A 26,436-nucleotide genomic window follows, 5' to 3' on the forward strand; every position below is an offset into this window, starting at 1 on the left:
GCTGTGGGAGGATTTTGAAGGCTGTTGAAGGGGCGGACTGGCAAAGCTGACCGGCCACGTGACTTCGGCTCCTGATCGTAGCTCCTGTTCGTACCCCCCGTTCGTCCCATCCGCATAAATAATTCACGCACCCTGAGTAACCGCCCGTCCGCTCATGGCGAATGGCGGTGTATCACTTACTCCAGGAGATTATTCGTGAAGCATATCAGAGCCCTTATCCTTGCCATTGCCGCGCTGTTTGCGGCGCTTCCGCTGGCGGCCACTGCGCAGGTCAGCTGGACAAATTATTCCGCCACCAGCTTTGCCGCCGCGCAGCAGGAAGGGCGCACCATTGTCGTTGATGTCCATGCCGACTGGTGCCCAACCTGCCGCGCGCAGACGCCGATCCTGAACGAGCTTCGCTCCGACCCGCGGCTCGCCGATGCCATTTTCATGCGTGTTGACTTCGATAATGACCGGGATTTCCTGCGCGCCCACCGCATTGCGCGACAGTCCACCATTCTGGTTTTCAGGGATGGTGATGAAAAGGGCCGTTCCATCGCGGAAACCAATCGCGGCCGCCTGCGCACATTCGTCCTCGGCCAGATCTGATCCGCGCGGCAATCACTGAAAGCTCGGCATCATGTTAGCTAGCCTTGCCCTGGCCTTTGTCGCCGGTCTGGTGACGATCCTGAATCCCTGTGTCCTGCCGCTGGTGCCGATAATTATCGCCACAGCCATGGGCAAAAGCCGCTGGGGGCCGGTGGCCTTGGCAAGCGGGCTGGTGCTGAGTTTTTCGGTATTCGGCCTGCTGATCCTCAGCTTCGGTTTCAGCATTGGCATCGATGAAAGATTGGTACGGCTTGTGGCGGGGGCTTTGCTGATTGCGGCTGGCTTCGTCTTGCTGGTTCCGCGCGCACAGATGGCGTTAAGCGGGGCTGCCGCGCCGCTGACCGGGGCAGGGCAACGTTTGCTCGGCCGGACAAGCGGTGATGGTGCAGCAGGCCAGTTCGTGGTTGGACTGTTGCTTGGTCTGGTGTGGGCCCCGTGTGTGGGGCCCACACTGGGTATTGCCATTGCTGCGGCGGCGCAGGGCGAAAACCTGTTCAGCGCGTTTGGCATATTCCTGATCTTCGGGCTTGGGGTTGCAACCTCCATCCTCGCCTTTGCTTACGGTTCCCGCAAGGCTTTGGGGGAACGCAGCAAGACGATGCTGGCGGTTGCCAGATATGCAAAGCCCATCCTTGGCGCGTCGGTTCTGCTGGCCGGTGTGCTGGTGGTGACAGGTTTCGACAAGGTGATCGAAATCCTGGTGCTGGATGCTCTGCCGCAATCATTGGTGGAATTCACCACGCGATTTTAAGATTTTGGCTTTTAAAGCCCCCCCGACAATCCTTCGGGTCGCCCCGGGGATTGGGCCCGGTTCAACCGCCCCCCGGTTGGCCGGGTTTTCTCTGTTTGTGTTGCGGGCAAGGTTTCAGCCTTCCGGCACCATATCGAAGGCGATGCAGATGCGGTCTTCGCTGCACATGTGGGGAAAGGTGCGGTGGTGGATATGGCTGGGGAACATCAGCAGCATCCCGGGTTCCGGATGCACCAGGTGTGACGGCAGCGAGGCGTGGGTTGCTGCATCCAGCAGCCGCTCGGTCCAGCCGAACTCGATCGCGCCGGCCGGATCATCCGGCCCTTTCGACATGCCACCGGGTACGGCGAGATAGTAGACCCCCGATAGCCAGCCGCCGTCATGTGTGTGCCATGTCTCGCATCCCCCTGCCGGGGCGATGATAGCCCAGGCGTTCATGCGTACGCGATCCGGCCGGGATGTGAACCACGGATGGTCCGAAGGTTTCAGCGACGCGGCGAAGCCGGCGGCATGATGTGCGATTTCTTGCAGCAAGCGGGTGATTGCAGGCTGTTCGCGCAGGCGCAATTCGTCCACCCGCCAGCTGTCCCGGCTCGCCTGTGCGCTATTGCCGAAGCGCAGCGCCGGATGGCTGCGCAATTCCTCGATTACTTCGCTGTTGAGGGCGTCCACATCCTCCAGTTGCTCTGATGAGAAAAAGGCGCTGCTTCCGCGCACAGCTTCGGCTTCTCCACGGCGCCCGAGCGCGGCCAGCGCGGTGGCCTGCGTTCCGAGGAGGCGCGTGGTGACGATGCCCCGGTTACGGAGAGCTTCGCAAATCCGCAGCGCCTCGTCCGGCTTGCCAAGATCAAACAGGATTGCTGCCAATTTGCGCAGCGCCGCCGAATTTGCAGGATCTTCGGCCAGTACGCTTTCGAGCAGAATGGTGGCTTCTTCGGGCCGCGCAAGCGCTCTCAGCACCGCTGCCTGTTCAATCATTACGGCACAGCGCAACCGAGGCTTTAGAACTGCGGTATCAAGCAGTGCGAGGCAATTTTCGCCCTCTTGCGCCTCACCCATTTTCAGGCAAGCGCGGGCCAGCAGCAAACTTGCACCGGGAGAGCGAGAGTCTGGCGCAATTGCGGTAATATCTGCCTTGGCGGTAGCGAAATCGTCTAGCGCGAGCGCCAGGGCGGCGCGTTGCTCGCGTAGCGACGTTGATGGCTTGGCAATCTGGCCGAGCAGGCGATAGTGTTCGGCGCGAACCAGCTTGCGCGGTATCGGGAGATCAATCTGCATCAGCACCACCTGTGCAACACGTGCTTGCTCCCGGCGGAAACCCTAGCTCGTCATTTCGCCGCCATCGGTACCGGGGCCAGTCAATGCCTCAATCGCATCAGCATTGCCGCCATCGACCTCCACAAGCTGCGGTTTGGTCCAGGTGCGGCGCTTTTGGTCTTCAGTCATCTATCTTCCCCCTAATCATGTGAATGCCCAAGCCGTAGCTATAACCTGTTCACGGGGGAAGTGGTTTGTGGCGCTCTCGTCATGATCTATTCGTCACGCTATCGTCCAACCCTGCTTCGTCAGGACGGCCATGCAGGGAGGTAAAGGCGCTCGGCGATCGCCACTGCGCCGCCAATTATCGCTGCCTAGCTGGAAGGCAGATCCAGCGAATCGGTCACCGCACTGATGGGATTGCTCTCGATCTCGGCACGATCGAGGTCGGTGATCGTCGGGCGTGTCCAGCAAAGCTTGGCATCAACCATTCGTATTTCCCTTAGAAAGATAAGAAGCGACCCTTACCTCCGGGCACGAGGCGCCCGGTTGTGGGACGGGGAATTAGCGGAAGCGACGTTTCGACGCAAAGACCGATTTGAGCCCCTGCTTCGCCAAATCGGCGAAGCAGGGAAATCGGCAATGGTTTAGTCGCCCTTGCGGCGATGGCGCTTGCGCTCATGCGGATCAAGGTGGAGTTTGCGCAGGCGGATGCTTTTCGGCGTCACCTCCACAATCTCATCGTCGCCAATGTAGGCAATCGCCTGTTCCAGCGTCATCTTGCGCGGCGGGGTCAGGCGGATGCCTTCGTCCTTGCCGCTGGCGCGGAAGTTGGTGAGCTGCTTTGATTTCAGCGGGTTCACTTCAAGATCGTCCGGCTTGGCATTTTCGCCGATGATCATGCCTTCATACAGCTTTTCACCCGGGCCGATGAACAATGTGCCGCGTTCTTCCAGCATGTTGAGCGCATAGGCCTGCGCCTCGCCCATTTCCATGCTGATAAGCACGCCGTTCTGGCGGCCTGCGATCTTGCCCTTGTACGGGCCGTAGCTGTCGAACAGACGGTTCATGATGCCGGTGCCGCGCGTGTCGGACAGGAATTCACCGTGATAGCCGATCAGGCCGCGGCTGGGTGCGATGAAGGTCAAACGGGTCTTGCCACCGCCGCTGGGGCGCATGTCGGTCATTTCCGCCTTGCGAGTCGCCATTTTCTCAACGACTGTGCCCGAATATTCCTCGTCCACATCGACTACAACCGTTTCATACGGTTCCATCCGCTGGCCGTCTTCTTCCTTGTACAGCACGCGGGGGCGACTGATGGAAAGTTCAAAGCCTTCGCGGCGCAGCGTTTCGATCACGACACCAAGCTGCAATTCGCCGCGGCCCGCCACTTCGAAGGCGTCCTTGCCCTCAGCTTCGGTGATGCGGATGGCGACGTTGCCTTCGGCTTCACGCTCCAGACGTTCACGAATGACGCGGCTTTGTACCTTGTCGCCTTCGCGGCCCGCATAGGGGCTGTCGTTGACGGCAAAAGTCATCGAAAGGGTCGGCGGATCAATCGGGGATGCGTGGATCGGTACGCTGACGTGCGGTGCACAAAGCGTGTTCGATACGGTTGCCTCTGTCAGTCCGGCAATCGCGACAATATCACCCGCCTTGGCGTGCAGAACAGGCTCTCGTTCCAGACCGTTATATGCAAACACCTTGGTGGCGCGGCCCACTTCGACCTGGTTGCCGTGCACATCCAGCGCCTTGATCGGCATACCGGTTTCAAGGCGGCCACTTTCAATGCGGCCTGTCAGGATACGGCCAAGGAAGGCATCGCGGTCCAGCAGGGTTGCCAGCATTGCAAATTCGCCGTCGGGATCGAGATCAGGCGCAGGAACATGATTCACGATCATTTCGAACAACGGGATCAGATCGCCTTCGCGCGCATCCTGATCGGCGCTGGCATAGCCTGAGCGGCCCGAGGCGTAGAGCACGGGGAAGTCGAGCTGTTCGTCGTTTGCGTCGAGATTGACGAACAGGTCAAACACTTCATCCAGCACTTCGGTGGCGCGCGCATCGTGACGGTCGATCTTGTTGACGACGACGATGGGCTTGAGGCCAAGGCCAAGCGCCTTGCCGGTCACAAACTTGGTCTGCGGCATGGGCCCTTCGGCAGCGTCTACCAGCAACACGACACCGTCGACCATGCTGAGGATGCGTTCCACCTCGGCGCCGAAATCGGCGTGGCCGGGCGTATCGACGATATTGATATGGTAGCTTTGCTTCGCACCCGGCGGCAACCATTCGACGCTGGTGGGCTTCGCAAGAATGGTAATCCCGCGCTCTTGCTCCAGTTCGTTGGAATCCATTGCGCGCTCTTCAACGCGCTCATTTTCGCGGAAGGTGCCGGATTGACGGAAGAGCTGATCGACAAGAGTGGTCTTGCCATGGTCAACGTGGGCGATAATCGCCACGTTACGAAGGGGCGCGGACATGCTGTTGTATTCCTGGGTTTGAGGGGCCCAGCCGAAACCGGACCAAAATAATGCAGTGCGGCTATGCTGCACCTGCGAATACGCGCGCCCCTAGCTTGTAACTGCCTTGGCTGCAAGGAGGATAGGCAAACTCTGGTCTGGCAGTCGTCAGGGTAAAGTGCTTTACGTATAGGTCAGGGTTCTACCTGTTGCGATATTGCTACAGTCGGTATCACATTGCTTAATCATCGCAATTACGCCGATTGTGCCCCCGAATATCGACGACTAATACAGCACCACCTGATAATAGGTCGCCAAGGTACCAGTGAAGATCGCCGAAAACGGCGGCATCGCTCGGTCCCGAGGGAGAGATGGAGATTTCGATGAAAAACATTCACGCCGGCACTGCCGGTCTTTCGCGCCTGTTCCTGTGCAGCGTTGCTGCCGCTGCTTTGACCGTTCCCGGGCTTGCTCTAGCGCAAGATGTCCCTGAGGACGATCAGGAAGAAGAGGCAGAAGTTGCCCAGGGCAACACAATCCTTGTGACGGCGACCAAGCGCGAAACAACACTGCAGGAAATTCCGGTTGCTGTTTCTGTTACCGGCGGTGAAACGCTGGAACGTGACCAGATTCGCGACATTCGCGATCTGCAGACCGTTGTTCCCTCCCTTTCGGTCGGTCAGCGGCAGTCCAGTGCCAACACCGGCTTCTTCATCCGTGGTTTCGGTAACGGTGCGAACAACGCCGGCATCGAACCGTCTGTCGGCGTGTTCATCGATGGTGTGTATCGCAGCCGTACGGCTTCCTCCATCAGCGATCTGCCCAACGTGCAGCGGATCGAAGTTCTGCGCGGACCGCAGTCGACCCTGTTCGGCAAGAACGCTTCTGCCGGTGTCATCTCGGTCGTGACCGAAGAGCCGCAGTTCGATTTCGGCGGCTTTACCGAACTTTCCTACGGTAATTACGATGCCATCGTGGCGCGCGCTTATGTAACCGGCCCGCTGTCCGATACGGTTGCTGTCAGCGTGGGTGGTGGCCTCAACTCACGCGAAGGTTTCTATGAAGACCTTGGCACAGGTAACGAGTCCAACAACCGCGATCGCTGGTTCGTCCGCGGTCAGGCCCTGATCGACAATGGCACCGACCTCAGCCTGCGCATCATTGCCGATTATGACAGCATCGATGAAATTTGCTGTGCCGTTATCAACGCGCAAAGCGGCCCGGCAGCCAATGCCATCCGCGGTGTTGGCGGTCAGTTTACTGATCCGAACGATCCGTTTGCCGATGTGGTCACGAACAATTTCGATTCGATCAACCAGATCGTCAACCACGGCATATCCGCGCAGCTTGATTATGATGTTGGTGATTTCACCTTCACATCCATCACAGCGTCGCGCACGACCGAATCCTTCACAGAGCAGGACTCGGATTTCTCCACTGCCGATCTGATTTTCCCGAACTCACAGGATCTGGAAATCAGCACCTTCACCCAGGAATTCCGCGTATCCGGAACCATTGGTGACCGCATCGATCTGCTGCTGGGCGTGTTCTACATCAACGAAGATGTCGAACAGTCCAACCAGCTGCTGTATGGTGCGGATTTCCGCAACTATGCCAATTTGCTGACAGTTGGCGGAAGCGGCGGGGCGTTCTCCCTGTTCCAGGACCCGAACAACCCTACCGCAGTTCCGCTTGATCTGGTGTTCAGCCAGGCTTTCGGTCAGAACTATGTGAACCAGTTCTACCTTCAGGGTCAGGGCTTCACCGAAGCCTACACGCTGGATTCCGAAGCCTACTCCATCTTTGGCCAGGTCGATTTCGAGCTGATCGATGGTCTCGTACTGACGCTGGGCGGAAATTACACGGATGACAGCAAGCAGTTTACGCAGAATGCTGTGTCGACCGATCTGTTTTCCTCGATTGACTTCGATGCGCCGCAGCTTGCGCCGTTCCGTGGTCAGGTCCTGACACAGGGCGCGGTAGCGACGACTGTAGGTAATCAGTTGAACCTCGGCCGCCGTGCGACTGCAGCTGAGGTAACGGCGTTTGCGACGGGCACCAGTCCTGCTGGTGCTGCCGGTGCTGCTGCTTTCCCGACAATCCTTGCAGGGGCACAGGCTTTTGCCGCTGCCAATGTCAACAATCCGCTGGCCAACCCGCTGAACCCGCTCCGTGCGCTGCAATTCCTGCCGCCGTTCATCAACGTACCGAATACGGTCGAAGATGGCCGCGTCAGCGATAACAAGTTCAGCTACACCGCGCGCCTGGCATATGATGTGTCGCCAGACGTCAACGTGTATCTCAGCTACGCCACGGGCTTCAAGGCAAGCTCGGTCAACCTGTCGCGCGATGCTCGCCCGACTCTGGCCGATCGGGCAGCGATTATCGCAGCCAATCTTGAACAGCCGAATCAGACGTACGGTTCGCGCTTTGCCGGTCCGGAAGAATCGACGGTGTACGAACTTGGTATCAAGACCGATTTCGATATCGCTGCGCTCAACCTGACCGTGTTCCAGCAGGAGATCGAGGGCTTCCAGTCCAACATCTTCACCGGTTCCGGCTTTGTGCTGGCAAACGCTGGCAGCCAGTCGACCTTCGGTGTTGAATATGAAGGCCTGTTCTACCCGGTAGACGGCCTGACGATCAACACGGCGGTGACGTATCTCGATCCGGTGTTCGACGAATTCCTGCAGTCGGCACAGGGCGATATCTCTGGCACAACGCCATCGGGTATCCCTGAATTCACCGTGATTGTGGGCGCGCAGTATGAAGCCGATCTGGGCGGCGGTACACTGGTCCCGCGGGTGAACTACCTCTGGACGTCGGAATATCAGCTGGTTGAAGGCCTGCCGGCTTTCGCAGTGAAGAATCCTGACGGTACGATTGCTGACGGTCAGCCGTCCATCGATGCCGGCCTGCCGTTCACTGGTCGCCAGAACAATCTGACTGCATCGCTGACTTACGAAAGCGACATGGGTTATTCGGTGTCTATCTGGGGCCGCAATATTCTGGACGAACGCTTCCTCGGAACCGTGTTCGACAGCCCGGCACAGCCGCTCAGCGTTTCGGGTTACCCGAACGATCCGGCCACATACGGCATTACCGGTCGTTTCCGCTGGTAGTCGCCTTGGCCGCGTCCTGGCGGCCTAAGAAATAATGGGAGGGGAAGGGGGCTTTCGGGCCCCCTTTTCTTTGTGTGGAAAGCGGGTTGCACGCGGCGCAAATGTATGGTGCTTTGCCGGTGCTAAATTTTTGAGGGGACTTTCCAATGGCATATGCAGGTTTCTGGATTCGCGTGGCTGCGTATCTGATTGACGTAATTCTTCTGAGTATCGCCCTGTATATCGTGCAGACGGTTACGGGCATCGACATGGGCATGGACTTCAGCGCTGCCCTTGATGACGCCGCAATTTCCGGGGGTACGCAGACCACGAGCTCGTTCGGTTCACTCATCAACATTGTCGTTGGTGTCGCGTATTTTGCCGGCATGGAAAGCTCCAACTGGCAGGCAACCATAGGCAAGAAGGCGCTGGGTCTGATTGTGACAGACAATAGCGGTGATCGCATCAGTTTCCTCAGAGGCGTTGGGCGTTATTTCGCCAAGATTCTTTCGGCCATCATCATTTTCATCGGTTTCATCATGGTGGCCTTCACTGACAAGAAGCAGGGCCTGCATGATATGCTGGCAAGCACTCTGGTCGTGAAAGGCCAGCCCGGCAGCCATGGCACCGCAGGCGTCTTCGATTGAGGCGCGGCTGATTGCCACAAACACTTAATCGGGAAGGGGGCAATTCGCCCCCTTTTCCTTGCCGGTTTTCGTGCCCTCGGCAAACGGAGCAATATCGATACAAGATGGATGATCCTGCCGTTCAAACGCTATGCTGATTTCAAGGGGCGTTCGCGGCGCAAGGAATTCTGGCTGTTCCAGTTGCTGTACTGGATTGCCACCTTCGCGATCTATGCACTGATCCTTGCTGAAATGCTTTGGCGTGAAATGGACAATCGCGGCACCCACTCGGGACAAGGCTTCGGCCTGATCTTCATGACCGGGCTTGCCATCTATGCAATCAGGTTTCTTGCAACGCTTGTCCCATTCGTGGCCGTCACAATGCGGCGCCTGCATGATCGCGGGTTGTCAGGCTGGTGGTTCGGCGCCTTGTTGCTGCTTGGCTTCGTGCCGCCTTTGAACATACTTGTCCTTCCCGGCTATCTAGTGCTGCTGATATTCCTGTGCCTGGAGGGAGAAGTGGTTCCCCATAAATGGGGCTCAAGCCCGAAGGACCCGGGACAGGCGAGCGTGTCTAGTAGTGTTAGCGGATTAAAGGGACCGCAGCGTTTGCGCAGGACGCGCACGCAGCAACGGCAGCGAAGCGCTCAATGCGAAAGCCAGCACCAGCACCAGCCCGCCGCCAAGAACGCTGAGGATTTCGGTCCAGTCGGGCAGCCAGTCGAATTCGAACAGCTGCGTGACGATCAGCCATGCCACCCCTGTACCCAGCGCCAGCGCAACCCCTGCCAGCAACCCGGCAAGCAGGCCGAATTCAGCAAATTGCAGCGCGAGTAATTGCCGCTTGCTTGCGCCCAGCACGCGCAGGATCACCGTGTCATAAATTCGCGCTGCCCGCGCGGCGGCAATTGCGCCCAGCAAGACGGCTATACCTGCCAATACCGCAACCGAAGCCGCAGCGAGAATGGCGAGCGAGACCTGGTCAAGGATCGCCCGTGCTTCGTTCAGGATCGGGCCAACCTCAATCACACTTGAGGATGGGAAGGCGCGCACCAGATCGCGCAACAACCCGCCGGTATCGGTGCCTTCGGGCAAGTCGATCGTGGCGGCAAGATTATGCGGCGTATCTTCAAGTGTATTTGGAGAAAAGACCCATACGTTATTGAAACCAAGGCTTTCCCAGTCCACCCGCCGGAAATTGGCAACGCGCGCACTGCGCTCCACACCGAGGATCGAAATGGTGATCATATCGCCAATGGACATATCGGCGGCGGTCGCAAGATCGACATCAACCGATACCAACGGTTCACCGTCATAGTCCGCTGCCCACCATTCGCCTTCGGTCAGCACGTTGCCGTCGGGCAGCGCTGCGGAATATGTCAGCCCGCGCTCACCGCTGAGGCCCCAAGCGCCTTCCGGCAGTTCTTCCAGTTCGGCCACCACTATCTGTGCATCGTCCGGGCCGTAGGACACGATGGATCCGCGCATGGTTGGTACAGCATCGACAGCAGCATCAGCCGAAACGGCATTCACCGTGGCGTAGAATTCCTCCAGCCCATCCTTGGGGATATCGAGGACAAAGTAATCCGGCGCGCGTTCGGGCACGGATTGGCGGATATTACCGTCAAGGCTGGATTGCATGGCGGCCAGAAGAACGAAGGCGGAAAGGCCAAACCCGAGGGCAGTGACCAGCGATCCTGTCGCCGCGCCAGGGCGGTGGAGATTGGCCACGGCGGCGCGGACAATCGGATTAACGGCGCGCGGCGCACGGGCGGCACCGCTGCGGATAGCGCGGCCGAGCAGCGCCAGAAAGCCGAGCACCAATGCAGCTCCGCCAAGGAAGCCTGCCGAAAGCAGCGGCTGCTGCGAAAAACCGATCGCAAGGATCGCTATTCCAAGCAGACCGAGACCGACGGGTACAATCGCGCCGCGCCATTGCCGTGCGAGCGGGGAAACGCGCGCACGCATCAGCGCCATGGCCGGGAAATCGCGGGCCCGAATCAAAGGAGGAGCCGCAAAAATGAGCGCTACCAGCAATCCAAACAACAAGGCACGCAGCAGCGCCCACGGGTCGAACACCAGCGTATTGCTGACCGGCAGCAGCGCGCCCAAAGCGCCCGCGAGCAACGGCGTCACCAGCACACCAACCACCAGCCCGGCAAGCGAGCCCGCCAAGGCCGCTGCGCCCACTTCCAAACCGTAAATGCGGGTGATGTCGCGCGATGTCGCGCCGAGTATCTTGAGCGTGGCAATCGAGTTGCGCCGCGCTTCCAGATAGGAATTTACCCCGCCGCCAATGCCGATGCCGGCGATCACCAGTGCAGCAAGTCCGACCAGCGTCAGAAATTCACCCATGCGGCTGACAAATCTGTCTGCTCCTGGTGACGCACGCTCGCTGCTGCGGGTGTCGAAGGGAACGCCGGGGAAGGCCTTTTCCAGCGCTTCCTGAAGCTGCTCCGGGTCGTGATTGCCATTATAGGCAAGGCGCGTCTTGCTTTCGAACATCGCACCGGGCGCCGTAAGGCCTGCACTTTGCGGAAAATCAACCGGGACGATGACAGTCTGGCCCAGCGCAAAGCCTTCGCTCAGGCGATCAGGTTCTTCGGCAATGATTCCAGCAACCGTAACGGCCTGCGTGCCAATGGTGATGATATCGCCCGTTCCGACATTGAGCCGCTCCGCTGCGCCAGGGGCGAGATAGGCATCATTGCCTGTGGGTGCGCTCGCCGCACCGCTGCCTTCCAGAAGCAGCGTGCCATACATCGGATAATTGTCGGCAACGGCCTTCAGCTCGATAGGGACCGCAGCTTCTACCGTGCTGGCCATCGCCTGCAGCCGGTAACCAGGCGACAGCGTGCCGTATTGTTCAAGGAAAGCCGTTTCTTCCGCATTCAGCGTCCGCTGCCACAGCTCGATTTCGAAATCGCCGCCAAGCAGCGTCTGACCTTGCGAATCCAGTTCGTTTTGAATGGCAGACGTCAGCGATCCAATTGCCGCCAGCGCGCCCACGCCCAGGAAAAGACATACGAGCAGCAAGCGCAAGCCCCGAAATCCGCTCGACAAATCGCGTTTCGCGATGCTCCAGGCGCGGCTCCAGCTCATGGCGTTCAAACGGCGGCCGTATCGGTGGCAATCAACCCGTCGCCAAGCGTCACCACGCGGTTGCAGCGTTCCGCCAGCTTGCGATCATGGGTAATGATGATCAGCGTCGCTCCGGTTTCTGCGCGGCGTTCGAACAGGGCGTCTTCCACGCTTGCGCCGGTATTGGTGTCGAGATTGCCGGTCGGTTCATCGGCAAAGATCAACGGCGGCCGGGAAACGATGGCGCGGGCGATGGCCACGCGTTGCTGCTCTCCGCCGGAAAGCTGTGCGGGATAATGCGTAAGGCGGTGGCCAAGGCCAACAGCCTCAAGTTCAGCTGTTGCCCGTTCCCACGCTCCGTCCTCGCCCGCCAGTTCCAGCGGAGTGGCAACATTTTCGACTGCGGTCATCGTGGGCAGCAGGTGGAAGGCCTGCAGAACAATACCGATCCGTCCGCGCCGCGCCATGGCCAGCGCATCTTCGTTCAGCGCGGTAAAATCCTCGCCCGCAACAGTAAGCTTGCCGGACGTTGCGCGTTCAAGCCCGGACAACACGGACATGAGCGAGCTTTTCCCGCTGCCGGACGGGCCGAGCAGGGCGAGTGTTTCTCCGCGCGCAACATCAAGGTCGATGCCGCGCAGGATCTCCACAGCAGCGTCCCCTTCGCCAAGGGTCAGGCGCAGGTTGCGGGCGGAAATGACGGGTGAGTTGTTAGAAGGGCTTGTCACACCGGTGCGATGGCATAGCTAGAGGGCATGAACAAGCCATACCAAAGCCCGTGGGCGCAGCCTGTCCGCCTTTTGTCGATTGCACCCCTAGGAGCTGCGACTTTGATGCTGGCCGCCTGCGGAACAGAGGCTCCCATGGCGGAGCCGGTGAGCGAAGCCGAAACGCCGATTGCGGATGTGCTGCCGGTCATGGGGCCGGAGCGGGTGATCCTTGGCTTTGGCGACAGCCTGATGGCTGGCTATAACCTCGAAGAGGCGCAGGGCTATCCCGAACGCCTGGAAGCGGTGATGCGCACGCGCGGCGTGAACGCACGCCTTATCGACGCGGGCGTTTCCGGCGATACGACAGCGGCGGGATTGCAGCGGATTGCCTTCGTTCTCGATAATCTGGCGGAGACACCGGACCTGGCGATTGTGGAACTGGGCGGGAATGATCTGCTGCGCGGCATTACGCCGGATCAGACGCGCGCCAATCTTGCAGGCATTATGGATGTGCTGGCCGCGCGCGATATTCCTGCGGTGATCATGGGTATGCGCGCGCCGCCCAATTTCGGCAGTGAATTCCAAACTGCGTTCGACGGCCTCTATCCCGATCTGGCCAGGCAATATGACGCAGCCTTGGTGCCCTTCTTCATGGAACCATTGATGGCGAACCCCGATCTGCTGATGCCGGACCGCATCCATCCCACTGCCAAGGGCATTGAGGAAATGGTCGCGGCGACGGTGGATACGGTTATTGGCGCTTTGCCGGAAGATAACGAAGGTAGCTAGAGCCGCTCCGCCGCACCATCGGCGACCCGCCAGCTTGCCGCCACGCTGGCAATACCAGAAAAAGGGCCGGCTTCCGTTCCGGTCAACCACACCTGAGTGGCGCTATCCTGCAACCGCTCGAACAAGGCCTCTCGCCGCACAGGGTCGAGATGCGCGGCGACTTCATCCAGCAATAGCAGGCTGGCGCGCCCGCGTGCGGCAAGTGCGGCATGGGCAAGCGTAATCGCGATCAACATCGCCTTTTGTTCGCCGGTCGAACATTCGGCAGCAGGCATTCCTTTGCCATCCATCACCACTTTCAATTCATCGCGGTGAGGGCCGTTCAGCGTGCGCTGCGCTGCGCGGTCACGCCTGCGGTTGCTGGCGAGTTGATCGACCAGTGCGTCCTCCTCCAGTGCTCCGCCCGGTATATGGGTCAGGGCCGGGCGCGCAAAAGGCTGCGCGGGAAGGGCAAACAATTCCTGCGAAAGCGCTTCGATGAGCCGCGCACGCCCCTGCGCCAATTGCGAACCTGCCGCCGCCATTTGCGCCTCGATTGAGTCCAGCCATGCCGGTTCGGGTGTCCGCTCGTCTGACAGCAGCTTGTTGCGTTCCCGTAATGATGCTTCGTAACGGCTGGCATAGCGCGCATGGGCCGGATCTATGGCGACGGCGAGCCTGTCCATATAGCGGCGCCTTGTGCCCGCGCTTTCGGCAAACAGGCGGTCCATCGCCGGGGTCAGCCAGCCAACCGCGAGCCATTCGCCAAGGCTTATTGCGCTCGCTTCTGTGCCGTTCACTTGCACAATACGCCTGCCGGGCCGGTCTGCCTGCATCCCGGTACCAAGCTTCACCGGCTCTCCGTTATCGCCTGCATTCAGCAAAGCGCTGACGGCGAACCCGCCCTGCGCGGATTGGGCCGCCATATCTGCAAGTGCTGCGCGGCGCAGTCCCCTGCCAGGCGAGAATAGAGACAGGGCCTCGAGCACATTGGTTTTCCCTGCGCCGTTCTCCCCGACCAGCAAATTGATCTGGCGCGTGCCATCCAGCCGCGTTTCAGCGTGATTGCGAAAGGTCGAAAGAGTGATGCGGTCGAGCGCCATGTGAGGCTGAAGTTCCTATGCGAGCGGCGGGAAGCAGGCCACCGGAAATGTCACTCACCAGAAGTTGGGAAAATATCCCAAGGGTTAGGATGTAAAAACCTGCAACCTGTCTGGTGGATGAACAGGAATGGCAGAATTCTCCCGTTTTTTCCAATTGGCACGCCTCCTGCAATGTTTGGTGCAAGAGACGTAACAGTTTGAATATACCAATGAGGAGACACAAAATGACAAACTCAAATGAATTCGCCACCAAGGTTTTCGCCGCTTTTGGTGCAGTCGCAATCAGCCTGACGCTTTTCGTCAGCAGCTTTGCAGACCCTGCCGCCACCAGCGTTGTGAGCTTGCTTGCGTAATCTGGGCTCGCCTGAACCGGCAGTCTTACTTCCAACTATCACACAAGGATTTCGACATGACTACGACCAATGACTTCACCGCCCGCGTTTTCGCTGCTTTCGGCGCTCTCGCAATCACTGCAACTCTGCTCGTCAGCAGCTTTGCCAACCCCAATGCAACCAGCGTCATCGGCATGCTTGCCTGATCGCCCGCTGACTCAAATACAATCAACAGGAGACAAAAATGACTAACACCAATGACATTACAGGCCGGATCTTTGCCGCCATCGGCGCGCTGGCCATTTCTGCCACGCTGTTCATCAGCAGCTTTGCCAACCCGGCTGCCACCACTTTCACCCGGATGCTGGTGTGAACAATATCAGCAATCCCAATGGAGGCCCGCCATCCAAGAAATTCCGCCTCGATCAAGTTGACGGAAAAATCGGCGGAGTATGCGGCGGTATCGCCAAATACTTTGGTGTTGATCCGCTGATCGTTCGGCTGGTCTTCCTGGTAGGTGCAGTCGCCGGTTTCGGCAGCTTCATCCTTATCTACCTCGCGATCTGGTTGCTGGCCAAGTAATCCCCACGGATTGCCGGCCAGCCGCCACCCCCTCAGCTGCGGCTTTCTCGATGCCCAAACGGCGAGAAGTCAGTGTCCGTATCGTACACTTCGACCCCCTCGCGCTTCTTGAGGAAATTTACGACCCAGTAGGTCACCGGCGTGAGGAGTGCTTCCCACGCCGTTTTGATGAGCCACTGCGACACGACCACTTCCCACAATTGTTCGATCGGCCAGCCGGCCAGGCCATAAAAGGCCAGCGGATAGAAGATCAGGCTGTCCAGCCCCTGTCCGACCACGGTTGAACCAATCGTGCGGCTCCACAGCATCTTGCCTTTGGTCCAGACTTTCATCTTCGCCATGACGATGGAATTGGCAAATTCACCGACGCAAAAGGCGACAATGCTGGCCAGAACGATACGCCAGCTGTTCCCGAACACGAATTGATACGCTTCTTGCCCCGGCCAGCCTTCTGCGGCGGGCAGAGAGACGACCACCCAAGCCATAAACGCCATGAAGATCAGCGCTGCAAAGCCAGTCCAGATCACGCGGCGGGCGTTGGCATAACCGTAAACCTCGGTCAGCACGTCTCCGATGATGTAGCTGATGGGGAAGAACAACACGCCCGCACCGAAGGCCCATTGTGTGCCGTTCGGCAGCACAAGATAGCTGGGCTTTGATGCGCCGATGATATTGCTGAGCAGCAGGATCGCGACAAACGCGGCCATAATATAGGGAAAATAGCGGAAATTCGCATTGGCGACTTCGCTACCGGCAATTTTTCTCGGGGTTTCGGACATCGCATGGGTCTACCTGCATTTGCGTGGAGCTCAAACATCGCTAATGGCCCATATCAGGCGCCCGTAGCTCATCTGGATAGAGCGCGAGACTTCTAATCTTGAGGCAGCAGGTTCGAGTCCTGCCGGGCGCACCAATTCTTTTCGGAGAATAGAATTGGTGCTTCTTGCTTTTCGCTCGCCCATCCGGGCGAGCGTCCTCCCGGCTATTCCCTTCGCTACGCTGCGGGGCCGGTCCGGGCGGGCGGTCGCCCTTTGTCGGTCGCTGGTCGCGACCGAGGTCAGTTAACCTTGTGATAGCCAAGCGCTCAAATCGTCGCCGACCAGGCGACGACAGAGCGCGACTGCGCGACCGCAGGTGCCCCGCAGCGTAGCGGAGAGATTAGCACCGAGGACGAAGGCGCGGATGCGCCTTCGAAAGGAAAGCAGATGCCGGTTTTCTTTACATCACGCACCCGTGTTAACTTATCGCCAACCATCGTGTCCCGCAGGAAACTGCGGATCAGCGAAACTGGCACGGGACATGCAATGTTACAGGGGAAATCTAAGTCTTCGATAACGGCGGGGCCGTTCAAATGGTCCTCAACCAGTCTCCCGGCCCCGCCACCCGAAGCTTTCCCTCTCACATTTTGGCTAACCGACCTGACAGCGACGCGTCTTAGCGGCGTGCGGCCCAAGGCTCGTCCGTGCGGTCCATCTGCATGGCGCCCGCATAAGGTTTGAACAGCGTATAGGCATCGCGCGGCTGGGCGGTGAGGTAGGTGTTCCAGTCTTCCGGAGCCAAAATCACCGGCATTCTGTCATGCACGCCATGCATGGCTTCGCTCGCCTGAGTCATCAGCATGGTATAGGCGCGGCCCCATTCGGCAGTGTCGCGCCAGAAGCCAGCTATGGCGAATAGCGGTGCATCGGCGGGTGAAAACCAGGTGCGGGTCATGCTGCCTTTTGGCCCCTCGGCCTCGGCAAAGGCGGATACCGGAATCAGGCAGCGGCGGTTTTCAAAGCTGGGCTTCCAGAACGAACTGCCAAGCTTATCGGTGCGCGCATTGTTGACCGGTTTCGGTTTCAGCGGCTGGCCTTTTGCGCCCTTGCGTGCAAGCGGAAAGCCCCACACCATTTGCTGCAATGTGCCGTCTGCCAGCACCATGCCAGGATAGCCGGGATAGACCGCTTCGGGCGCATTTCCGGCGGGAGAAACTGCCATGTCCTGCGCGATGGCATCGAAGAAATGCGCAACTTCGTCCTGCGATTTGGACATTTTATAAAGGTTGCACATCGCGCGCCTATTCCCCGGATACGTAGCCCGCTTCTGCTGCCGGCACGGGCGGGGCGATCATGCCGCCAGCCATGGGCCAGATCATTTCGCCAGTCACCACACCCATGCTCATCGGCAGCAGGCCGGATACATAAATGTGCACCGGGCTGGGCGCATTTGCACCTTCATATTCGGTGACATAGACGCTCATCGCCAGATCGGTATCAGCTGTATCCCAAGTCACGACTTCGCATGTGTCTGTCACCAGTTCCGGTTCACCGTCGAGGCCAAAGCTGTCGAAGCCGACGCGGAAGTGCTTTCCCAGAGGGATCGCGCCTTCTTCGATCGGGCCGTTGAGAACATAGGCGTCAAATGTGCCATTGCTTCGCGGTGGGAGCACGATAGTGGCGAAGGTGACGGAGGGTTGCACTGCGCCGTCGCCGCTCTCGGCAGCGCAAAAGGCGGATTGGCCGGATGCGAGCACCGCACGCGGGGCAAAGCTGCGGGCCTGCGCCATTGCAGATGCGGGTCCATCCAGAAGCGGAATGGCATCAGTGGGATGAATAATCTCCGAGATTATGCGTCCGCCCGATACTTCATATTCGGCCAGCGCCAGATAATCCGCGTCGGGTGCATCGCTGCGTTTGCCAACGATTACCGCCAGCCACACATCCGGAATTTCTGTGGGAAGCGCGATAGCGCCTTGATAGCCGGGGCCGGTATTGCCCACGGTCATACCGGCATATTGCGCCTGCGCGAGCGCAGATGCAATTTGCACTTCGCCCATCAATTGTGCGATTTCCTGCGCCTGTGTGGCGGCTTGCATATTTGCGTCGAAATCGGACTGGTCCTGCGCCCAAAGTGGTGCAGGCAGTAAACTTGCTGCGGCAAGGGCGAGGACGAGGGTGCGGATCATAGGTGCTCCAGTTGGGTATGCTGCGCGTGTTTAAGCGGAGCGTTCCTGAACACAACCGGACTGCAAAACGCGGCCCGCGAGGCCCAATGGCCACCCGGACCGGCCCCGCACCCTGGACGCGTTTCAGGGCGAGGGAAAAGCCGTAAGGACGCGCGCCCTGATAGGGGTGCGCAAACCAAGGCGATTAATCTTCGGCTTTGGCGACCTTTTGTTCGTCCATCAGTTGCTGCAATTCGCCAGCTTCGAACATTTCCATCATGATATCGCTGCCGCCGACGAATTCGCCCTTAACGTAGAGCTGCGGAATGGTCGGCCAGTCGGAAAAGGCCTTGATGCCCTGACGCACTTCCATGTCCTGCAACACATCAACACTGTCGAAGGCGACCTTGCAGTGATCGAGGATTGCGATAGCCCGGCTGGAAAAGCCACACTGCGGGAAAAGCGGCGTGCCTTTCATGAAAAGCACGACATCATTGCCTTCAACGATCTTGGAAATGCGGTCTTTGGTTTCGGCGTTCAGTTCAGTCATTTTACCCACCCGGATGTTCTTGTGTAAGCGTCAGTTGGGAACGCTGGTATGCAGTTGCAAGGCGTGAAGTTCCCCGCCCATGCGTCCGCCCAGCGCCGCAAATACCATCTTGTGCTGCTGCACGCGGTTCTTGCCTGCGAACTGCGCGGATGTGACGCGGGCGAGCCAGTGATCATTATCATCGGCCAGCGCTTCCATTACGACATTGGCGTCGGGGATCGCTTCCTTGATCAGCGCCTCGATTTGTTCTGCGGGCATCGGCATCAGGAATACTCCGGGGGCATCAAATCAGGACTCGCTCATCAGTTGGCGCTTGGCTTCGATCATTTTTTCATCGAGCTTCGCCCGCACGGTCGCCTCGTCCACATCGCATTCGGCCTGGGTCAGGTCGCCCAGCAGCTTGCGGATCACATCTTCATCGCCAGCTTCTTCGAAGTCGGCCTGCACAACGGCCTTCTTGTAGGCCTCGGCTTCTTCGGGAGTGAGGCTCATCAGCTCGGCAGCCCATTCTCCCATCAGGCGATTGCGGCGTGCGGCAACGCGAAAGGCGGTTTCCCCGTCCATTGCGAATTTGGCTTCTTCGGCGCGTTCGCGGTCTTTGAAATCTGTCATGTTGCTACTGTCCTTGTTCTAGTGTCTGCGGCCGGGCTCACGCTGCGGCGGCGGTTCCGCGTGCAAGCCACGGGCGGGCATTTGCCAGCCGTGTTTCGTAATCCGTGATAGCAGCATCGCGGGCCAACGTCAGGCCTACTTCGTCCAGTCCTTGCAGCAGGCATTCTTTGCGGAACGGATCAATTTCGAAGCTGAAGCGATCCTGGAACGGCGTGGTTACGCTTTGCGCTTCAAGGTCGATGCTTATCGGATCCGTTGCCGCAACTTCCATCAAACGGTCGATTGCAGTTTGCGGCAGGGCCACAGTCAGAATGCCGTTCTTGAAAGCGTTGCCAGCGAAGATGTCGGAGAAGCTGGGCGCGATGACGGCGCGAATGCCCATATCGAGCAAGGCCCATGCGGCATGTTCGCGGCTTGACCCGCAGCCGAAGTTATCACCGGCCACCAAAATCGGGGCGCCGGTGTATTCCGGCTGGTCAAAGATATTGTCCGGATCGCTTGCCCGAAGCGCTTCGAAAGCGCCTTCACCAAGCCCTTCGCGGCTGATGGTTTTCAGCCAGCGCGCCGGAATGATAAGGTCTGTATCGACGTTCTCACGTCCGAACGGGATCGCGCGCCCATCGACTGCTCGCAAGGCTTCCATCAATCTGTTTCCGGTTTTTCACCGCTGGGAATGGGGCCAGGCTGGGTCGGCTCGTTCTTCTTCTTGCGCTTGTTCACGTACAACAGGGCAGCAGCAACCGCTGCCGAACCGATCGCGCCTGCCGCCATCGCGGCCTTTCCGGGGATTTTCTTCGTCATGTTTCTTCAATGGGCCTTGTGAATTGCGGTGACAAGATGATCGGCAGGAATTCGCGCAGTTCCAGTACGCTGCCGTGTTTGAAAGCGGGCCGTGCTTGAAAACGGCTACGCATCCTCGCGCTGGAAATCGCGCACGTCAGCCAGCCGACCGGTCACTGCTGCTGCCGCTGCCATTGCCGGGCTGACAAGATGGGTGCGTGCGCCGGGACCTTGGCGGCCCATGAAATTGCGGTTGCTGGTGGAGGCGCAGGATTCCCCGGGGGGAACCTTGTCCGGGTTCATGCCCAGACAGGCTGAACAGCCGGGTTCCCGCCATTCCATCCCGGCATCGGTGAAGACCTTATCCAGCCCTTCCGCCTCGGCTTGTTCCTTCACCAATCCCGAACCGGGTACGACAATGGCCCATTTGATATTACTGGCGATCCGGCGTCCCCGCAGCACCTCTGCCGCAGCGCGCAGGTCTTCGATGCGGCTGTTGGTGCAGCTGCCGATGAAGATGTTCTGGACCGGGATCTCCGTCATCGGTGTGCCGGGAACAAGGCCCATGTACTCCAGGCTTTTGGCCGCTGCCTGCTGCTTTGACGGATCGGCAAAACTGCCGGGGGAGGGCACGCTCCCGGTGATTGGCACGACGTCTTCGGGGCTGGTACCCCATGTGACGGTTGGCGCGATATCGGCGGCGTTAATCAAGACCGATGTGTCGAATTCTGCACCCGGATCGGTGTGCAGAGTGCGCCAGTATTTCACTGCTGCATCCCATTCCGCACCCTGCGGCGCGAGTGGCCTGCCCTTCAGGTAGGCGAGGGTTGTTTCGTCCGGCGCGATCAGGCCCGCACGTGCGCCTGCCTCAATGCTCATATTGGAGACTGTGAGGCGCCCCTCCACGCTCATTTCCTCGAACACCTTGCCGCGATATTCAATGACATGGCCGGTCCCGCCTGCCGTACCGAGCACGCCGATAATGTGCAGGATAAGGTCCTTGGGCGTCACACCGGGGCCAAGCAGCCCTTCCACACGCACTTCCATGGATTTGGACGGGGTAAGCAGCAGCGTTTGCGTGGCGAGCACATGTTCGACCTCGCTCGTTCCGATACCGAAGGCGAGCGCACCGATCCCGCCATGCGAGGCTGTATGGGAATCCCCGCAGACTATTGTGCTTCCGGGCAAGGAGAAACCCTGCTCCGGCCCGACGACATGCACGATGCCCTGTTCGCGCGCTGTTGCGTTGAAATAGCGGATGCCGAAATCGGCAACGTTCTTTTCAAGTGTGGCGAGCTGCTGCGCGCTTTGCGGATCGGCAATGGGAACATGCTGCCCATGTGCATCGAGGCGCGCAGTAGTCGGCAAATTGTGATCGGGCACAGCCAGCGTCAGATCGGTGCGGCGCACCTTGCGCCCCGCGATGCGTAGCGCTTCAAACGCCTGCGGGCTGGTTACCTCGTGTACAAGGTGACGATCGATGAAGATCAGGCAGGTGCCGTCATCGCGGCGTTCCACCACATGCGAATCCCAGATCTTCTCATACAAAGTGCGCGGTTTGCTTGCCATGGGATGCTGATAGCCCAACCGTGCGGGGAGCGGCAAGAAATTCAATCGCTTCACCGCATGCGGCTTGGAATCTCGAGGCTCCGTAGCTAATTGACAACCATGTCAATCAAACCATTCGCGATTCCTATTCGCATTCTGCCCGAAGATATCGACTTCATGGGCCATGTGAACAACGCCCGATACCTGAATTGGGTGCAGGATGTTGTGCTACAGCATTGGCAGAAACTTGCCCCGGCGGAAGAAGTGGCGAGCAAGGCGTGGGTCGCACTCAAGCATGAGATTACCTATCGCCGCCCGGCTTTTATCGACGATGATGTGATTGCCGAAACCGTGCTGGAAAAGATTGCCGGTGCGCGCAGCTTCTACAACACGGTCATACGCCGCGGTGAAGAAGTGTTGGCAGAGGTAGAATCCATGTGGTGCTGCATTGACGCGGCAACCTTGCGCCCCGCGCGCATCAACCGGGAAGTGGCGGAAACGCATTTCGGCATCCCGCGCAAATAACAGCCGTTCATATGGGCCTTTGCCCATGCTGCATTTGCGCGAATTTACGTCTACTGCTGCGTAACCAAATGGAAAACCCGGCCATCTCCAACTCATACGCCCGCAATCCGCAACGGACGGCGCAAGCGGCCATTGGGTTGGCGCTGGCCATACTGATCGCCGGCGGCTGGCTGGGCCTGCATTTCTATGCGATATTCGTTTTCGAATTGAACTGGTCAAATATTCCCGCCGCGCTGGGTATTGCACTGGTCCAGTGCTGGTTGTCTGTGGGTGTATTCATCATCAGCCATGATGCGATGCATGGTTCGCTGGTGCCCGGCTGGAAGCGGCTCAACGGTGCAATCGGCGGAGCCTTGCTGTTCCTTTATGCAGGTTTTGGCTGGCGCAAAATGCGTGAGGCCCATTTCGATCATCACCGCCATTCGGGGACGGAAGGTGATCCCGATTTCGACGCCGATAATCCCACCAGTTTCTGGCGTTGGTACGGGACATTTCTCAAGCGCTATTTCGGCTGGCAATCGCTGCTGTATGTCCATGTGGTCGTGGGCATTTACTGGCTGGTGGTGGGTGTGCCCATGGCGCAGATCGTGCTGGTATTCGGTCTGCCTGCCATCGGCAGCAGCTTGCAATTGTTCTATTTCGGTACCTTTCGCCCGCATCGCCACGGCGGTGTTGCGTTTGAAGACCGGCACAACGCCCGGTCCGATGATTTTCCCGTTTTGCTAAGCCTCGCCACCTGCTTCCATTTCGGTTATCATGCGGAACATCATCGGTCGCCGCAAACCCCGTGGTGGGGGTTGCCGCGATATCGCCGGTCCGCGCAACTTATTCGGAAGTAAGCATGTCTGTTTTTGCCATCCTCCTGCTGATCGCCGCCTCCGTCCTGTTCATGGAATGCGTCGCATGGTTTTCGCACAAATATATCATGCATGGCTTTGCCTGGAGCTGGCACCGCGACCATCACGAACCCCACGATAACACGCTGGAAAAGAACGATCTGTTTGGCATATTCGGCGCAGTTTTCAGCCTGTCGATGTTCGGCATCGGCAGCCCGGTCCTGCTGGGTGAAAGCGCATGGATACCGGCCAACTGGATCGGCATCGGCATCATGCTGTACGGCGTGATCTACACGCTTATCCACGATGGGCTCGTGCATCAGCGCTATTTCAAATGGGTCCCCAAAAGCGGCTATGCCAAGCGGCTGGTACAATCCCACAAGCTGCATCATGCGACGATCGGCAAGGAAGGCGGGGTCAGCTTCGGCTTCCTGTTCGCGCGCGATCCTGCCAAGCTGAAGGCAGAACTGAAACGCCAGCGAGAGGCCGGCATCGCCGTGGTGCGCGAAAGCGCCGGGGCCTGACAAGAGCCGCGCATGACGTCGCGGACGAACGATCTTTCGGGCGAATGGGACGGGGAGTTTTCCTATCCTGCGGGGAGCGGCCCGGTCACTCCGTTTCTGGCCAACCTAAACCAGCGCGGCACCAGTTTTACCGGCTTCATCATGGAACCGGACATTCATTTGGCAGGCAACGCGGCAGAAGCGACGATTGTGGGCGTGATCGCAGGGGATGCGGTCGATTTCACCAAGACATACCGCAAGGCGACACGGGGTTACGAAAATCCGGTCGATTATGTCGGTCAACTGTTGGATCGCGGCGAACGGATCACCGGTGTTTGGAGCCTGCTGCACATGAACGGCACCTTCGAAATGACTCGGCGCGGCGGTGCGGAGGCAGAGGAAGAACGCGAGGCAGAAATCGTTGTGGAGCGGTAGGCTATAGATACGAAAAGGGGCCGCGTACCTTCGTCCGCAGCCCCTTTTCATCATGTGATGGCCAGCCTTAGCGAGCGTAATTCACATACAATCCGTGGATCAGGCCCGGGATGAAACCCAGCAGCGTCAGCACAAGGTTGATCAGCGTCGTCTTGCCAAGGCCGTGCTTGGCTGCAACGCCCAATGGGGGAAGCAGAATAGTCGCGATAAGAACAAGAATTGCCATTTGTATGTTTTCCCTAAATTGACGGTGTCCCGCCGTTCATATGGAAAACCAACGGCTTGTTGGCGGAGTCGTTCCGGTTACTCTTCCGGGCTACCGAGCAGCCGCCGCTTCGCAACGCGAACGCCGATCCACATTGTCAGCACTGTCGGCACGACCAGAATGGCCAACGTGCGTTCCACATCCACGCCGTCAAACCCCCGCAAGCCCCACTGGACGAGTCCGAGCAGATAATAACTGAGCGCGACGACGGACAGGCCCTCGACCAGCTGTTGCAGCCGCAATTGGAGCTTGCTGGAGCGTTCCATGCTGCGCATCAGTTCGGCGTTCTGGTTTTCGATCCGCGTGTCGATCCGTGCGCGCAGCAGGCTGCCGAGCCGGTCGGCGCGTTCCGACAATTGCTGTTCGCGCACGACCAGCGCATCGCAAAACCGCACAGCGGGCTGGAAGCGGCGTTTGGTGAAAGTGTTGAGCGAGGCGTAGCCGTCCAGAGGCTGGACCTGCAATTCCTCCAGCCGTTCCTGCACCAACTGCGCGTAAGCGCGCGTGGCGCTCATCCGATATCCGGTTGAAGTTGCCACCGTGGACAGCTGCAGGGAAAGCGCCGACAATTCACTCATCAAATCATCATCGCGCCCTGTCTTGGCGCACAGCCGGTCCGCCAGATCGGCCAGCTTGTGTTCGATATCGTCCAGCTGCGGCCAGTTCTTTTGCGCTTCGGGCAGACCCAGCAGCGCCTTGTTGCGGTAATTGCCCAAATCCTGAAGCCGCTGCACCGTGCGGGTGAAATCGCGGTCATCGAGGCCATTCTGCGCGACGAGCAAATGGCCAAATCCGTCACCCTGAAGCCTGAAATCCGCCCAGATGCGCGCTTTGCCGCTGATCATGCAGCTGACGATTTCGTCGGAATTGAAATTCATCTTGGGCAGCAGGCGTGTGGCGGCGCGCTCATCCTTTACCAGCGTCAGGCTGGTCGCACGTACTATCCGGCCCGGCAGGCCGGTGGCCCAGCCCATTGCGGCAGTCAGGTCAGGATCGGTTCCTTCGGCAAACAGCGCAAGGCTGCTGCCTTCGCTATGCCGTTCCCAGGCAATGGAGACGCCGGGTGCAAACTGGCCGGAGCGATGCGCTGCGCCGGGATTGTCGAGCGGGGCGGGCAACATATGGTCGAGATACTCGGCCTCCGCGCTGCGCTCGTCCTTTTCGACAACAAGAACCCATTGCAACACCTTGCCCGGCACACTGAGCTGCGGCCAGCGGCGCAAATGCATTTCCGATACGACGCGCCGCCTGAGTTCATGTTCGCGCATTTCTGTCCCCTGATACCACCGCGGAGGATGGCACGGGCGGTGGCGCGCTGCAATCTATACCAAAGGGCGTGCGGCCCATTGCCAGTTGCGCGGCCCAATCAGCGGAACATTCAGCGGTTCAGCCAGCGGCAAGGCGGGCCGCGTGTTCACGCACCAGTGCGATCATGTTCGGCACGCCTTGGGTGCGCTGCGAACTGAGCTGGTTCTTCAGATCGAATGGCGCGAGTGCCTGCGCCACATCCATCTGTGCCACTTCGCTTGCGGGTTTGTCCTGCACGGCGGCAATAACCAGCGCGACGATGCCTTTGGTAATGGCCGCGTTGCTGTCTGCCAGGAAATGCAATTTGTCTGCCTCTCCCGTAGGATAGACCCATACCTGCGCCGAACAGCCGCGCACCAGAGTGGCGTCCGTTTGCAGCGCTGCTGGCATCTCCTCCAGATCGCGGCCCAGCTCGATCAGCAGACGATACCGTTCGTCAGCATCGAGGAAATCATACTCTTCGTGGATGTCTTCAAGTGTGCGCATGCATGCGCATGTAGGCGTTTCGCCTCAGAGGTCCACCCCGCTGGCGATCGCTTCCAGCTTGCGGATGCGTTCTTTCAGGTCCGCGATTTCGATGCGGGCCATTCCCTCGGGAGAGCCGTGCTCCATTTCCGGCGGCAGGCGGCGCAGTTCCAGTTCGCGGTTCTTCAGCGCGAGCCATCCTTGCCATCCCAGCAGCATGGTTCCCGCGGTAATCACCAGCGCAACCAGCACGGTTGCAGCAACAATCATGTCGATTTCCATCATCATCATGTTCTCCCTGCCGAGCTTGCCATTTGCG

32 protein-coding genes, 1 tRNA gene and 1 pseudogene are annotated in these 26,436 nt (G+C 59.2%); 15 read left to right on the forward strand and 19 right to left on the reverse strand.

What is annotated here, in order from left to right:
• Positions 1-195: 195 nt before the first annotated feature.
• Positions 196-591: a thioredoxin family protein gene (locus tag AB731_RS05870; RefSeq protein WP_052768804.1), complete on the forward strand. Its 396-nt coding sequence runs from the start codon at positions 196-198 to the stop codon at positions 589-591.
• Positions 592-622: 31 nt separating this feature from the next.
• Positions 623-1,342, forward strand: a complete 720-nt coding sequence (locus AB731_RS05875; protein ID WP_047092048.1) for a cytochrome c biogenesis CcdA family protein — start codon at positions 623-625, stop codon at positions 1,340-1,342.
• A 114-nt stretch (positions 1,343-1,456) separates the two neighbouring features.
• Here the strand turns inward: AB731_RS05875 and AB731_RS05880 are convergent, their stop codons facing one another.
• The 3 genes from AB731_RS05880 to typA all read right to left on the reverse strand — a co-directional run bounded on the left by AB731_RS05880 (position 1,457) and on the right by typA (position 5,082).
• On the reverse strand, positions 1,457-2,620 hold the full coding sequence (locus AB731_RS05880; RefSeq protein WP_156167375.1) for a putative 2OG-Fe(II) oxygenase: 1,164 nt from the start codon (positions 2,618-2,620) through the stop codon (positions 1,457-1,459).
• Between the two features lie 42 nt (positions 2,621-2,662).
• Complete coding sequence (locus AB731_RS14290) at positions 2,663-2,788, reverse strand: hypothetical protein (RefSeq protein ID WP_269429506.1); 126 nt, start codon at positions 2,786-2,788, stop codon at positions 2,663-2,665.
• 458 nt (positions 2,789-3,246) lie between these two features.
• The gene (typA, locus tag AB731_RS05885) at positions 3,247-5,082 is read right to left on the reverse strand and encodes a translational GTPase TypA (protein ID WP_047092046.1); all 1,836 of its coding nucleotides are present in this window, start codon (positions 5,080-5,082) and stop codon (positions 3,247-3,249) included.
• A 362-nt stretch (positions 5,083-5,444) separates the two neighbouring features.
• Here typA and AB731_RS05890 point away from each other — a divergent pair, with 362 nt between their 5' ends.
• From AB731_RS05890 to AB731_RS14385, 3 genes and pseudogenes are all read left to right on the forward strand, one after another.
• Positions 5,445-8,183, forward strand: coding sequence for a TonB-dependent receptor (locus tag AB731_RS05890; RefSeq protein WP_047092966.1), 2,739 nt, complete (start codon positions 5,445-5,447; stop codon positions 8,181-8,183).
• Positions 8,184-8,329: 146 nt separating this feature from the next.
• Positions 8,330-8,809 (forward strand): RDD family protein, encoded by a 480-nt coding sequence (locus AB731_RS05895; protein ID WP_047092045.1) that lies wholly within the window; start codon positions 8,330-8,332, stop codon positions 8,807-8,809.
• Positions 8,810-8,917: 108 nt separating this feature from the next.
• Positions 8,918-9,268, forward strand: a pseudogene (locus tag AB731_RS14385) (DUF805 domain-containing protein); the annotation flags it as partial.
• A gap of 111 nt (positions 9,269-9,379) precedes the next feature.
• On the opposite strand, the gene AB731_RS05905 reads toward AB731_RS14385, so the two are convergent.
• Positions 9,380-11,890 (reverse strand): ABC transporter permease, encoded by a 2,511-nt coding sequence (locus tag AB731_RS05905; protein WP_173425726.1) that lies wholly within the window; start codon positions 11,888-11,890, stop codon positions 9,380-9,382.
• A 5-nt stretch (positions 11,891-11,895) separates the two neighbouring features.
• On the reverse strand, positions 11,896-12,597 hold the full coding sequence (locus AB731_RS05910; protein WP_047092042.1) for an ABC transporter ATP-binding protein: 702 nt from the start codon (positions 12,595-12,597) through the stop codon (positions 11,896-11,898).
• Between the two features lie 27 nt (positions 12,598-12,624).
• On the opposite strand from AB731_RS05910, the gene AB731_RS05915 reads away from it, so the two are divergent.
• Complete coding sequence (locus AB731_RS05915; RefSeq protein ID WP_047092041.1) at positions 12,625-13,368, forward strand: arylesterase; 744 nt, start codon at positions 12,625-12,627, stop codon at positions 13,366-13,368.
• Here the strand turns inward: AB731_RS05915 and recF are convergent.
• Positions 13,365-14,450: a DNA replication/repair protein RecF gene (recF, locus tag AB731_RS05920; protein WP_047092040.1), complete on the reverse strand. Its 1,086-nt coding sequence runs from the start codon at positions 14,448-14,450 to the stop codon at positions 13,365-13,367. The genes AB731_RS05915 and recF overlap by 4 nt on opposite strands.
• Positions 14,451-14,674: 224 nt before the next feature.
• Here recF and AB731_RS14295 point away from each other — a divergent pair, with 224 nt between their 5' ends.
• The 4 genes from AB731_RS14295 to AB731_RS05925 are packed head-to-tail and all read left to right on the forward strand — an operon-like array spanning position 14,675 to position 15,364.
• Positions 14,675-14,803, forward strand: a complete 129-nt coding sequence (locus AB731_RS14295) for a hypothetical protein (RefSeq protein ID WP_269429507.1) — start codon at positions 14,675-14,677, stop codon at positions 14,801-14,803.
• A gap of 56 nt (positions 14,804-14,859) precedes the next feature.
• A complete protein-coding gene (locus AB731_RS14300; RefSeq protein ID WP_269429508.1) occupies positions 14,860-14,988 on the forward strand; it encodes a hypothetical protein in 129 nt (42 codons plus the stop codon).
• A gap of 38 nt (positions 14,989-15,026) precedes the next feature.
• Entirely contained in the window at positions 15,027-15,155 is a 129-nt protein-coding gene (locus AB731_RS14305) for a hypothetical protein (RefSeq protein WP_269429509.1), read from the forward strand.
• On the forward strand, positions 15,152-15,364 hold the full coding sequence (locus tag AB731_RS05925) for a PspC domain-containing protein (RefSeq protein WP_047092039.1): 213 nt from the start codon (positions 15,152-15,154) through the stop codon (positions 15,362-15,364). The genes AB731_RS14305 and AB731_RS05925 overlap by 4 nt, the downstream gene beginning before the upstream one ends.
• A 32-nt stretch (positions 15,365-15,396) precedes the next feature.
• Here the strand turns inward: AB731_RS05925 and AB731_RS05930 are convergent, their stop codons facing one another.
• Entirely contained in the window at positions 15,397-16,143 is a 747-nt protein-coding gene (locus AB731_RS05930; protein ID WP_047092038.1) for a queuosine precursor transporter, read from the reverse strand.
• Between the two features lie 57 nt (positions 16,144-16,200).
• On the opposite strand from AB731_RS05930, the gene AB731_RS05935 reads away from it, so the two are divergent.
• Positions 16,201-16,277, forward strand: a tRNA-Arg gene (locus AB731_RS05935).
• A gap of 521 nt (positions 16,278-16,798) precedes the next feature.
• Here AB731_RS05935 and AB731_RS05940 read toward each other — a convergent pair.
• The 8 genes from AB731_RS05940 to leuC form a co-directional block, all read right to left on the reverse strand.
• Positions 16,799-17,416, reverse strand: a complete 618-nt coding sequence (locus tag AB731_RS05940; protein ID WP_047092037.1) for an SOS response-associated peptidase — start codon at positions 17,414-17,416, stop codon at positions 16,799-16,801.
• A 7-nt stretch (positions 17,417-17,423) separates the two neighbouring features.
• Positions 17,424-18,311, reverse strand: a complete 888-nt coding sequence (locus tag AB731_RS05945; protein WP_047092036.1) for a hypothetical protein — start codon at positions 18,309-18,311, stop codon at positions 17,424-17,426.
• Between the two features lie 184 nt (positions 18,312-18,495).
• Positions 18,496-18,840: a Grx4 family monothiol glutaredoxin gene (gene grxD, locus AB731_RS05950; protein WP_047092035.1), complete on the reverse strand. Its 345-nt coding sequence runs from the start codon at positions 18,838-18,840 to the stop codon at positions 18,496-18,498.
• A gap of 30 nt (positions 18,841-18,870) precedes the next feature.
• Complete coding sequence (locus tag AB731_RS05955) at positions 18,871-19,104, reverse strand: BolA/IbaG family iron-sulfur metabolism protein (RefSeq protein ID WP_047092034.1); 234 nt, start codon at positions 19,102-19,104, stop codon at positions 18,871-18,873.
• Positions 19,105-19,128: 24 nt separating this feature from the next.
• On the reverse strand, positions 19,129-19,452 hold the full coding sequence (locus AB731_RS05960) for a DUF1476 domain-containing protein (RefSeq protein ID WP_047092033.1): 324 nt from the start codon (positions 19,450-19,452) through the stop codon (positions 19,129-19,131).
• A gap of 37 nt (positions 19,453-19,489) precedes the next feature.
• Positions 19,490-20,095 (reverse strand): 3-isopropylmalate dehydratase small subunit, encoded by a 606-nt coding sequence (gene leuD, locus AB731_RS05965; RefSeq protein WP_047092032.1) that lies wholly within the window; start codon positions 20,093-20,095, stop codon positions 19,490-19,492.
• Positions 20,095-20,253: a hypothetical protein gene (locus AB731_RS05970; protein ID WP_047092031.1), complete on the reverse strand. Its 159-nt coding sequence runs from the start codon at positions 20,251-20,253 to the stop codon at positions 20,095-20,097. Before AB731_RS05970 ends, leuD begins: the two co-directional genes overlap by 1 nt.
• 105 nt (positions 20,254-20,358) lie before the next feature.
• On the reverse strand, positions 20,359-21,801 hold the full coding sequence (gene leuC, locus AB731_RS05975; RefSeq protein ID WP_047092030.1) for a 3-isopropylmalate dehydratase large subunit: 1,443 nt from the start codon (positions 21,799-21,801) through the stop codon (positions 20,359-20,361).
• 99 nt (positions 21,802-21,900) lie between these two features.
• Here leuC and AB731_RS05980 point away from each other — a divergent pair, with 99 nt between their 5' ends.
• The 4 genes from AB731_RS05980 (at position 21,901) to AB731_RS05995 (ending at position 24,079) form a co-directional block, all read left to right on the forward strand.
• Positions 21,901-22,305: an acyl-CoA thioesterase gene (locus tag AB731_RS05980; RefSeq protein WP_047092029.1), complete on the forward strand. Its 405-nt coding sequence runs from the start codon at positions 21,901-21,903 to the stop codon at positions 22,303-22,305.
• A 68-nt stretch (positions 22,306-22,373) separates the two neighbouring features.
• A complete protein-coding gene (locus AB731_RS05985) occupies positions 22,374-23,144 on the forward strand; it encodes a fatty acid desaturase (RefSeq protein WP_047092028.1) in 771 nt (256 codons plus the stop codon).
• Positions 23,145-23,146: 2 nt separating this feature from the next.
• Positions 23,147-23,665 carry a sterol desaturase family protein gene (locus AB731_RS05990; RefSeq protein ID WP_047092027.1) on the forward strand — a complete coding sequence of 173 codons (519 nt, stop codon included), beginning with the start codon at positions 23,147-23,149 and terminating at the stop codon, positions 23,663-23,665.
• Between the two features lie 12 nt (positions 23,666-23,677).
• Positions 23,678-24,079 carry a hypothetical protein gene (locus AB731_RS05995; protein WP_047092026.1) on the forward strand — a complete coding sequence of 134 codons (402 nt, stop codon included), beginning with the start codon at positions 23,678-23,680 and terminating at the stop codon, positions 24,077-24,079.
• A gap of 67 nt (positions 24,080-24,146) precedes the next feature.
• Here the strand turns inward: AB731_RS05995 and AB731_RS13795 are convergent, their stop codons facing one another.
• From AB731_RS13795 to AB731_RS06015, 4 genes are all read right to left on the reverse strand, one after another.
• Positions 24,147-24,305, reverse strand: a complete 159-nt coding sequence (locus AB731_RS13795; protein ID WP_047092025.1) for a YqaE/Pmp3 family membrane protein — start codon at positions 24,303-24,305, stop codon at positions 24,147-24,149.
• Positions 24,306-24,382: 77 nt separating this feature from the next.
• The gene (locus AB731_RS06005) at positions 24,383-25,612 is read right to left on the reverse strand and encodes a DUF3422 domain-containing protein (protein ID WP_047092024.1); all 1,230 of its coding nucleotides are present in this window, start codon (positions 25,610-25,612) and stop codon (positions 24,383-24,385) included.
• A gap of 118 nt (positions 25,613-25,730) precedes the next feature.
• Entirely contained in the window at positions 25,731-26,138 is a 408-nt protein-coding gene (locus AB731_RS06010; protein ID WP_047092023.1) for a SufE family protein, read from the reverse strand.
• Positions 26,139-26,162: 24 nt separating this feature from the next.
• Complete coding sequence (locus AB731_RS06015; protein WP_052768803.1) at positions 26,163-26,408, reverse strand: hypothetical protein; 246 nt, start codon at positions 26,406-26,408, stop codon at positions 26,163-26,165.
• Between the last annotated feature and the right edge of the window lie 28 nt (positions 26,409-26,436).

Origin of the sequence: Aurantiacibacter marinus (assembly GCF_001021555.1) — a bacterium.
GTDB classification, from domain to species: domain Bacteria; phylum Pseudomonadota; class Alphaproteobacteria; order Sphingomonadales; family Sphingomonadaceae; genus Alteraurantiacibacter; species Alteraurantiacibacter marinus.

What these genes read in the sequence shown, in the direction of transcription:
- AB731_RS05875 (WP_047092048.1), top strand. Translation starts at nt 623, where the DNA reads ATGTTAGCTAGCCTTGCCCTGGCCTTTGTCGCCGGTCTGGTGACGATC.
- AB731_RS05880 (WP_156167375.1), bottom strand. Translation starts at nt 2,620, where the DNA reads ATGCAGATTGATCTCCCGATACCGCGCAAGCTGGTTCGCGCCGAACAC.
- AB731_RS14290 (WP_269429506.1), bottom strand. Translation starts at nt 2,788, where the DNA reads ATGACTGAAGACCAAAAGCGCCGCACCTGGACCAAACCGCAGCTTGTG.
- typA (WP_047092046.1), bottom strand. Translation starts at nt 5,082, where the DNA reads ATGTCCGCGCCCCTTCGTAACGTGGCGATTATCGCCCACGTTGACCAT.
- AB731_RS05890 (WP_047092966.1), top strand. Translation starts at nt 5,445, where the DNA reads ATGAAAAACATTCACGCCGGCACTGCCGGTCTTTCGCGCCTGTTCCTG.
- AB731_RS05895 (WP_047092045.1), top strand. Translation starts at nt 8,330, where the DNA reads ATGGCATATGCAGGTTTCTGGATTCGCGTGGCTGCGTATCTGATTGAC.
- AB731_RS05905 (WP_173425726.1), bottom strand. Translation starts at nt 11,890, where the DNA reads ATGAGCTGGAGCCGCGCCTGGAGCATCGCGAAACGCGATTTGTCGAGC.
- AB731_RS05915 (WP_047092041.1), top strand. Translation starts at nt 12,625, where the DNA reads ATGAACAAGCCATACCAAAGCCCGTGGGCGCAGCCTGTCCGCCTTTTG.
- recF (WP_047092040.1), bottom strand. Translation starts at nt 14,450, where the DNA reads ATGGCGCTCGACCGCATCACTCTTTCGACCTTTCGCAATCACGCTGAA.
- AB731_RS14295 (WP_269429507.1), top strand. Translation starts at nt 14,675, where the DNA reads ATGACAAACTCAAATGAATTCGCCACCAAGGTTTTCGCCGCTTTTGGT.
- AB731_RS14300 (WP_269429508.1), top strand. Translation starts at nt 14,860, where the DNA reads ATGACTACGACCAATGACTTCACCGCCCGCGTTTTCGCTGCTTTCGGC.
- AB731_RS14305 (WP_269429509.1), top strand. Translation starts at nt 15,027, where the DNA reads ATGACTAACACCAATGACATTACAGGCCGGATCTTTGCCGCCATCGGC.
- AB731_RS05930 (WP_047092038.1), bottom strand. Translation starts at nt 16,143, where the DNA reads ATGTCCGAAACCCCGAGAAAAATTGCCGGTAGCGAAGTCGCCAATGCG.
- AB731_RS05940 (WP_047092037.1), bottom strand. Translation starts at nt 17,416, where the DNA reads ATGTGCAACCTTTATAAAATGTCCAAATCGCAGGACGAAGTTGCGCAT.
- AB731_RS05945 (WP_047092036.1), bottom strand. Translation starts at nt 18,311, where the DNA reads ATGATCCGCACCCTCGTCCTCGCCCTTGCCGCAGCAAGTTTACTGCCT.
- grxD (WP_047092035.1), bottom strand. Translation starts at nt 18,840, where the DNA reads ATGACTGAACTGAACGCCGAAACCAAAGACCGCATTTCCAAGATCGTT.
- AB731_RS05955 (WP_047092034.1), bottom strand. Translation starts at nt 19,104, where the DNA reads ATGCCGATGCCCGCAGAACAAATCGAGGCGCTGATCAAGGAAGCGATC.
- AB731_RS05960 (WP_047092033.1), bottom strand. Translation starts at nt 19,452, where the DNA reads ATGACAGATTTCAAAGACCGCGAACGCGCCGAAGAAGCCAAATTCGCA.
- leuD (WP_047092032.1), bottom strand. Translation starts at nt 20,095, where the DNA reads ATGGAAGCCTTGCGAGCAGTCGATGGGCGCGCGATCCCGTTCGGACGT.
- AB731_RS05970 (WP_047092031.1), bottom strand. Translation starts at nt 20,253, where the DNA reads ATGACGAAGAAAATCCCCGGAAAGGCCGCGATGGCGGCAGGCGCGATC.
- leuC (WP_047092030.1), bottom strand. Translation starts at nt 21,801, where the DNA reads ATGGCAAGCAAACCGCGCACTTTGTATGAGAAGATCTGGGATTCGCAT.
- AB731_RS05980 (WP_047092029.1), top strand. Translation starts at nt 21,901, where the DNA reads ATGTCAATCAAACCATTCGCGATTCCTATTCGCATTCTGCCCGAAGAT.
- AB731_RS05985 (WP_047092028.1), top strand. Translation starts at nt 22,374, where the DNA reads ATGGAAAACCCGGCCATCTCCAACTCATACGCCCGCAATCCGCAACGG.
- AB731_RS05990 (WP_047092027.1), top strand. Translation starts at nt 23,147, where the DNA reads ATGTCTGTTTTTGCCATCCTCCTGCTGATCGCCGCCTCCGTCCTGTTC.
- AB731_RS05995 (WP_047092026.1), top strand. Translation starts at nt 23,678, where the DNA reads ATGACGTCGCGGACGAACGATCTTTCGGGCGAATGGGACGGGGAGTTT.
- AB731_RS13795 (WP_047092025.1), bottom strand. Translation starts at nt 24,305, where the DNA reads ATGGCAATTCTTGTTCTTATCGCGACTATTCTGCTTCCCCCATTGGGC.
- AB731_RS06005 (WP_047092024.1), bottom strand. Translation starts at nt 25,612, where the DNA reads ATGCGCGAACATGAACTCAGGCGGCGCGTCGTATCGGAAATGCATTTG.
- AB731_RS06010 (WP_047092023.1), bottom strand. Translation starts at nt 26,138, where the DNA reads ATGCGCACACTTGAAGACATCCACGAAGAGTATGATTTCCTCGATGCT.
- AB731_RS06015 (WP_052768803.1), bottom strand. Translation starts at nt 26,408, where the DNA reads ATGATGATGATGGAAATCGACATGATTGTTGCTGCAACCGTGCTGGTT.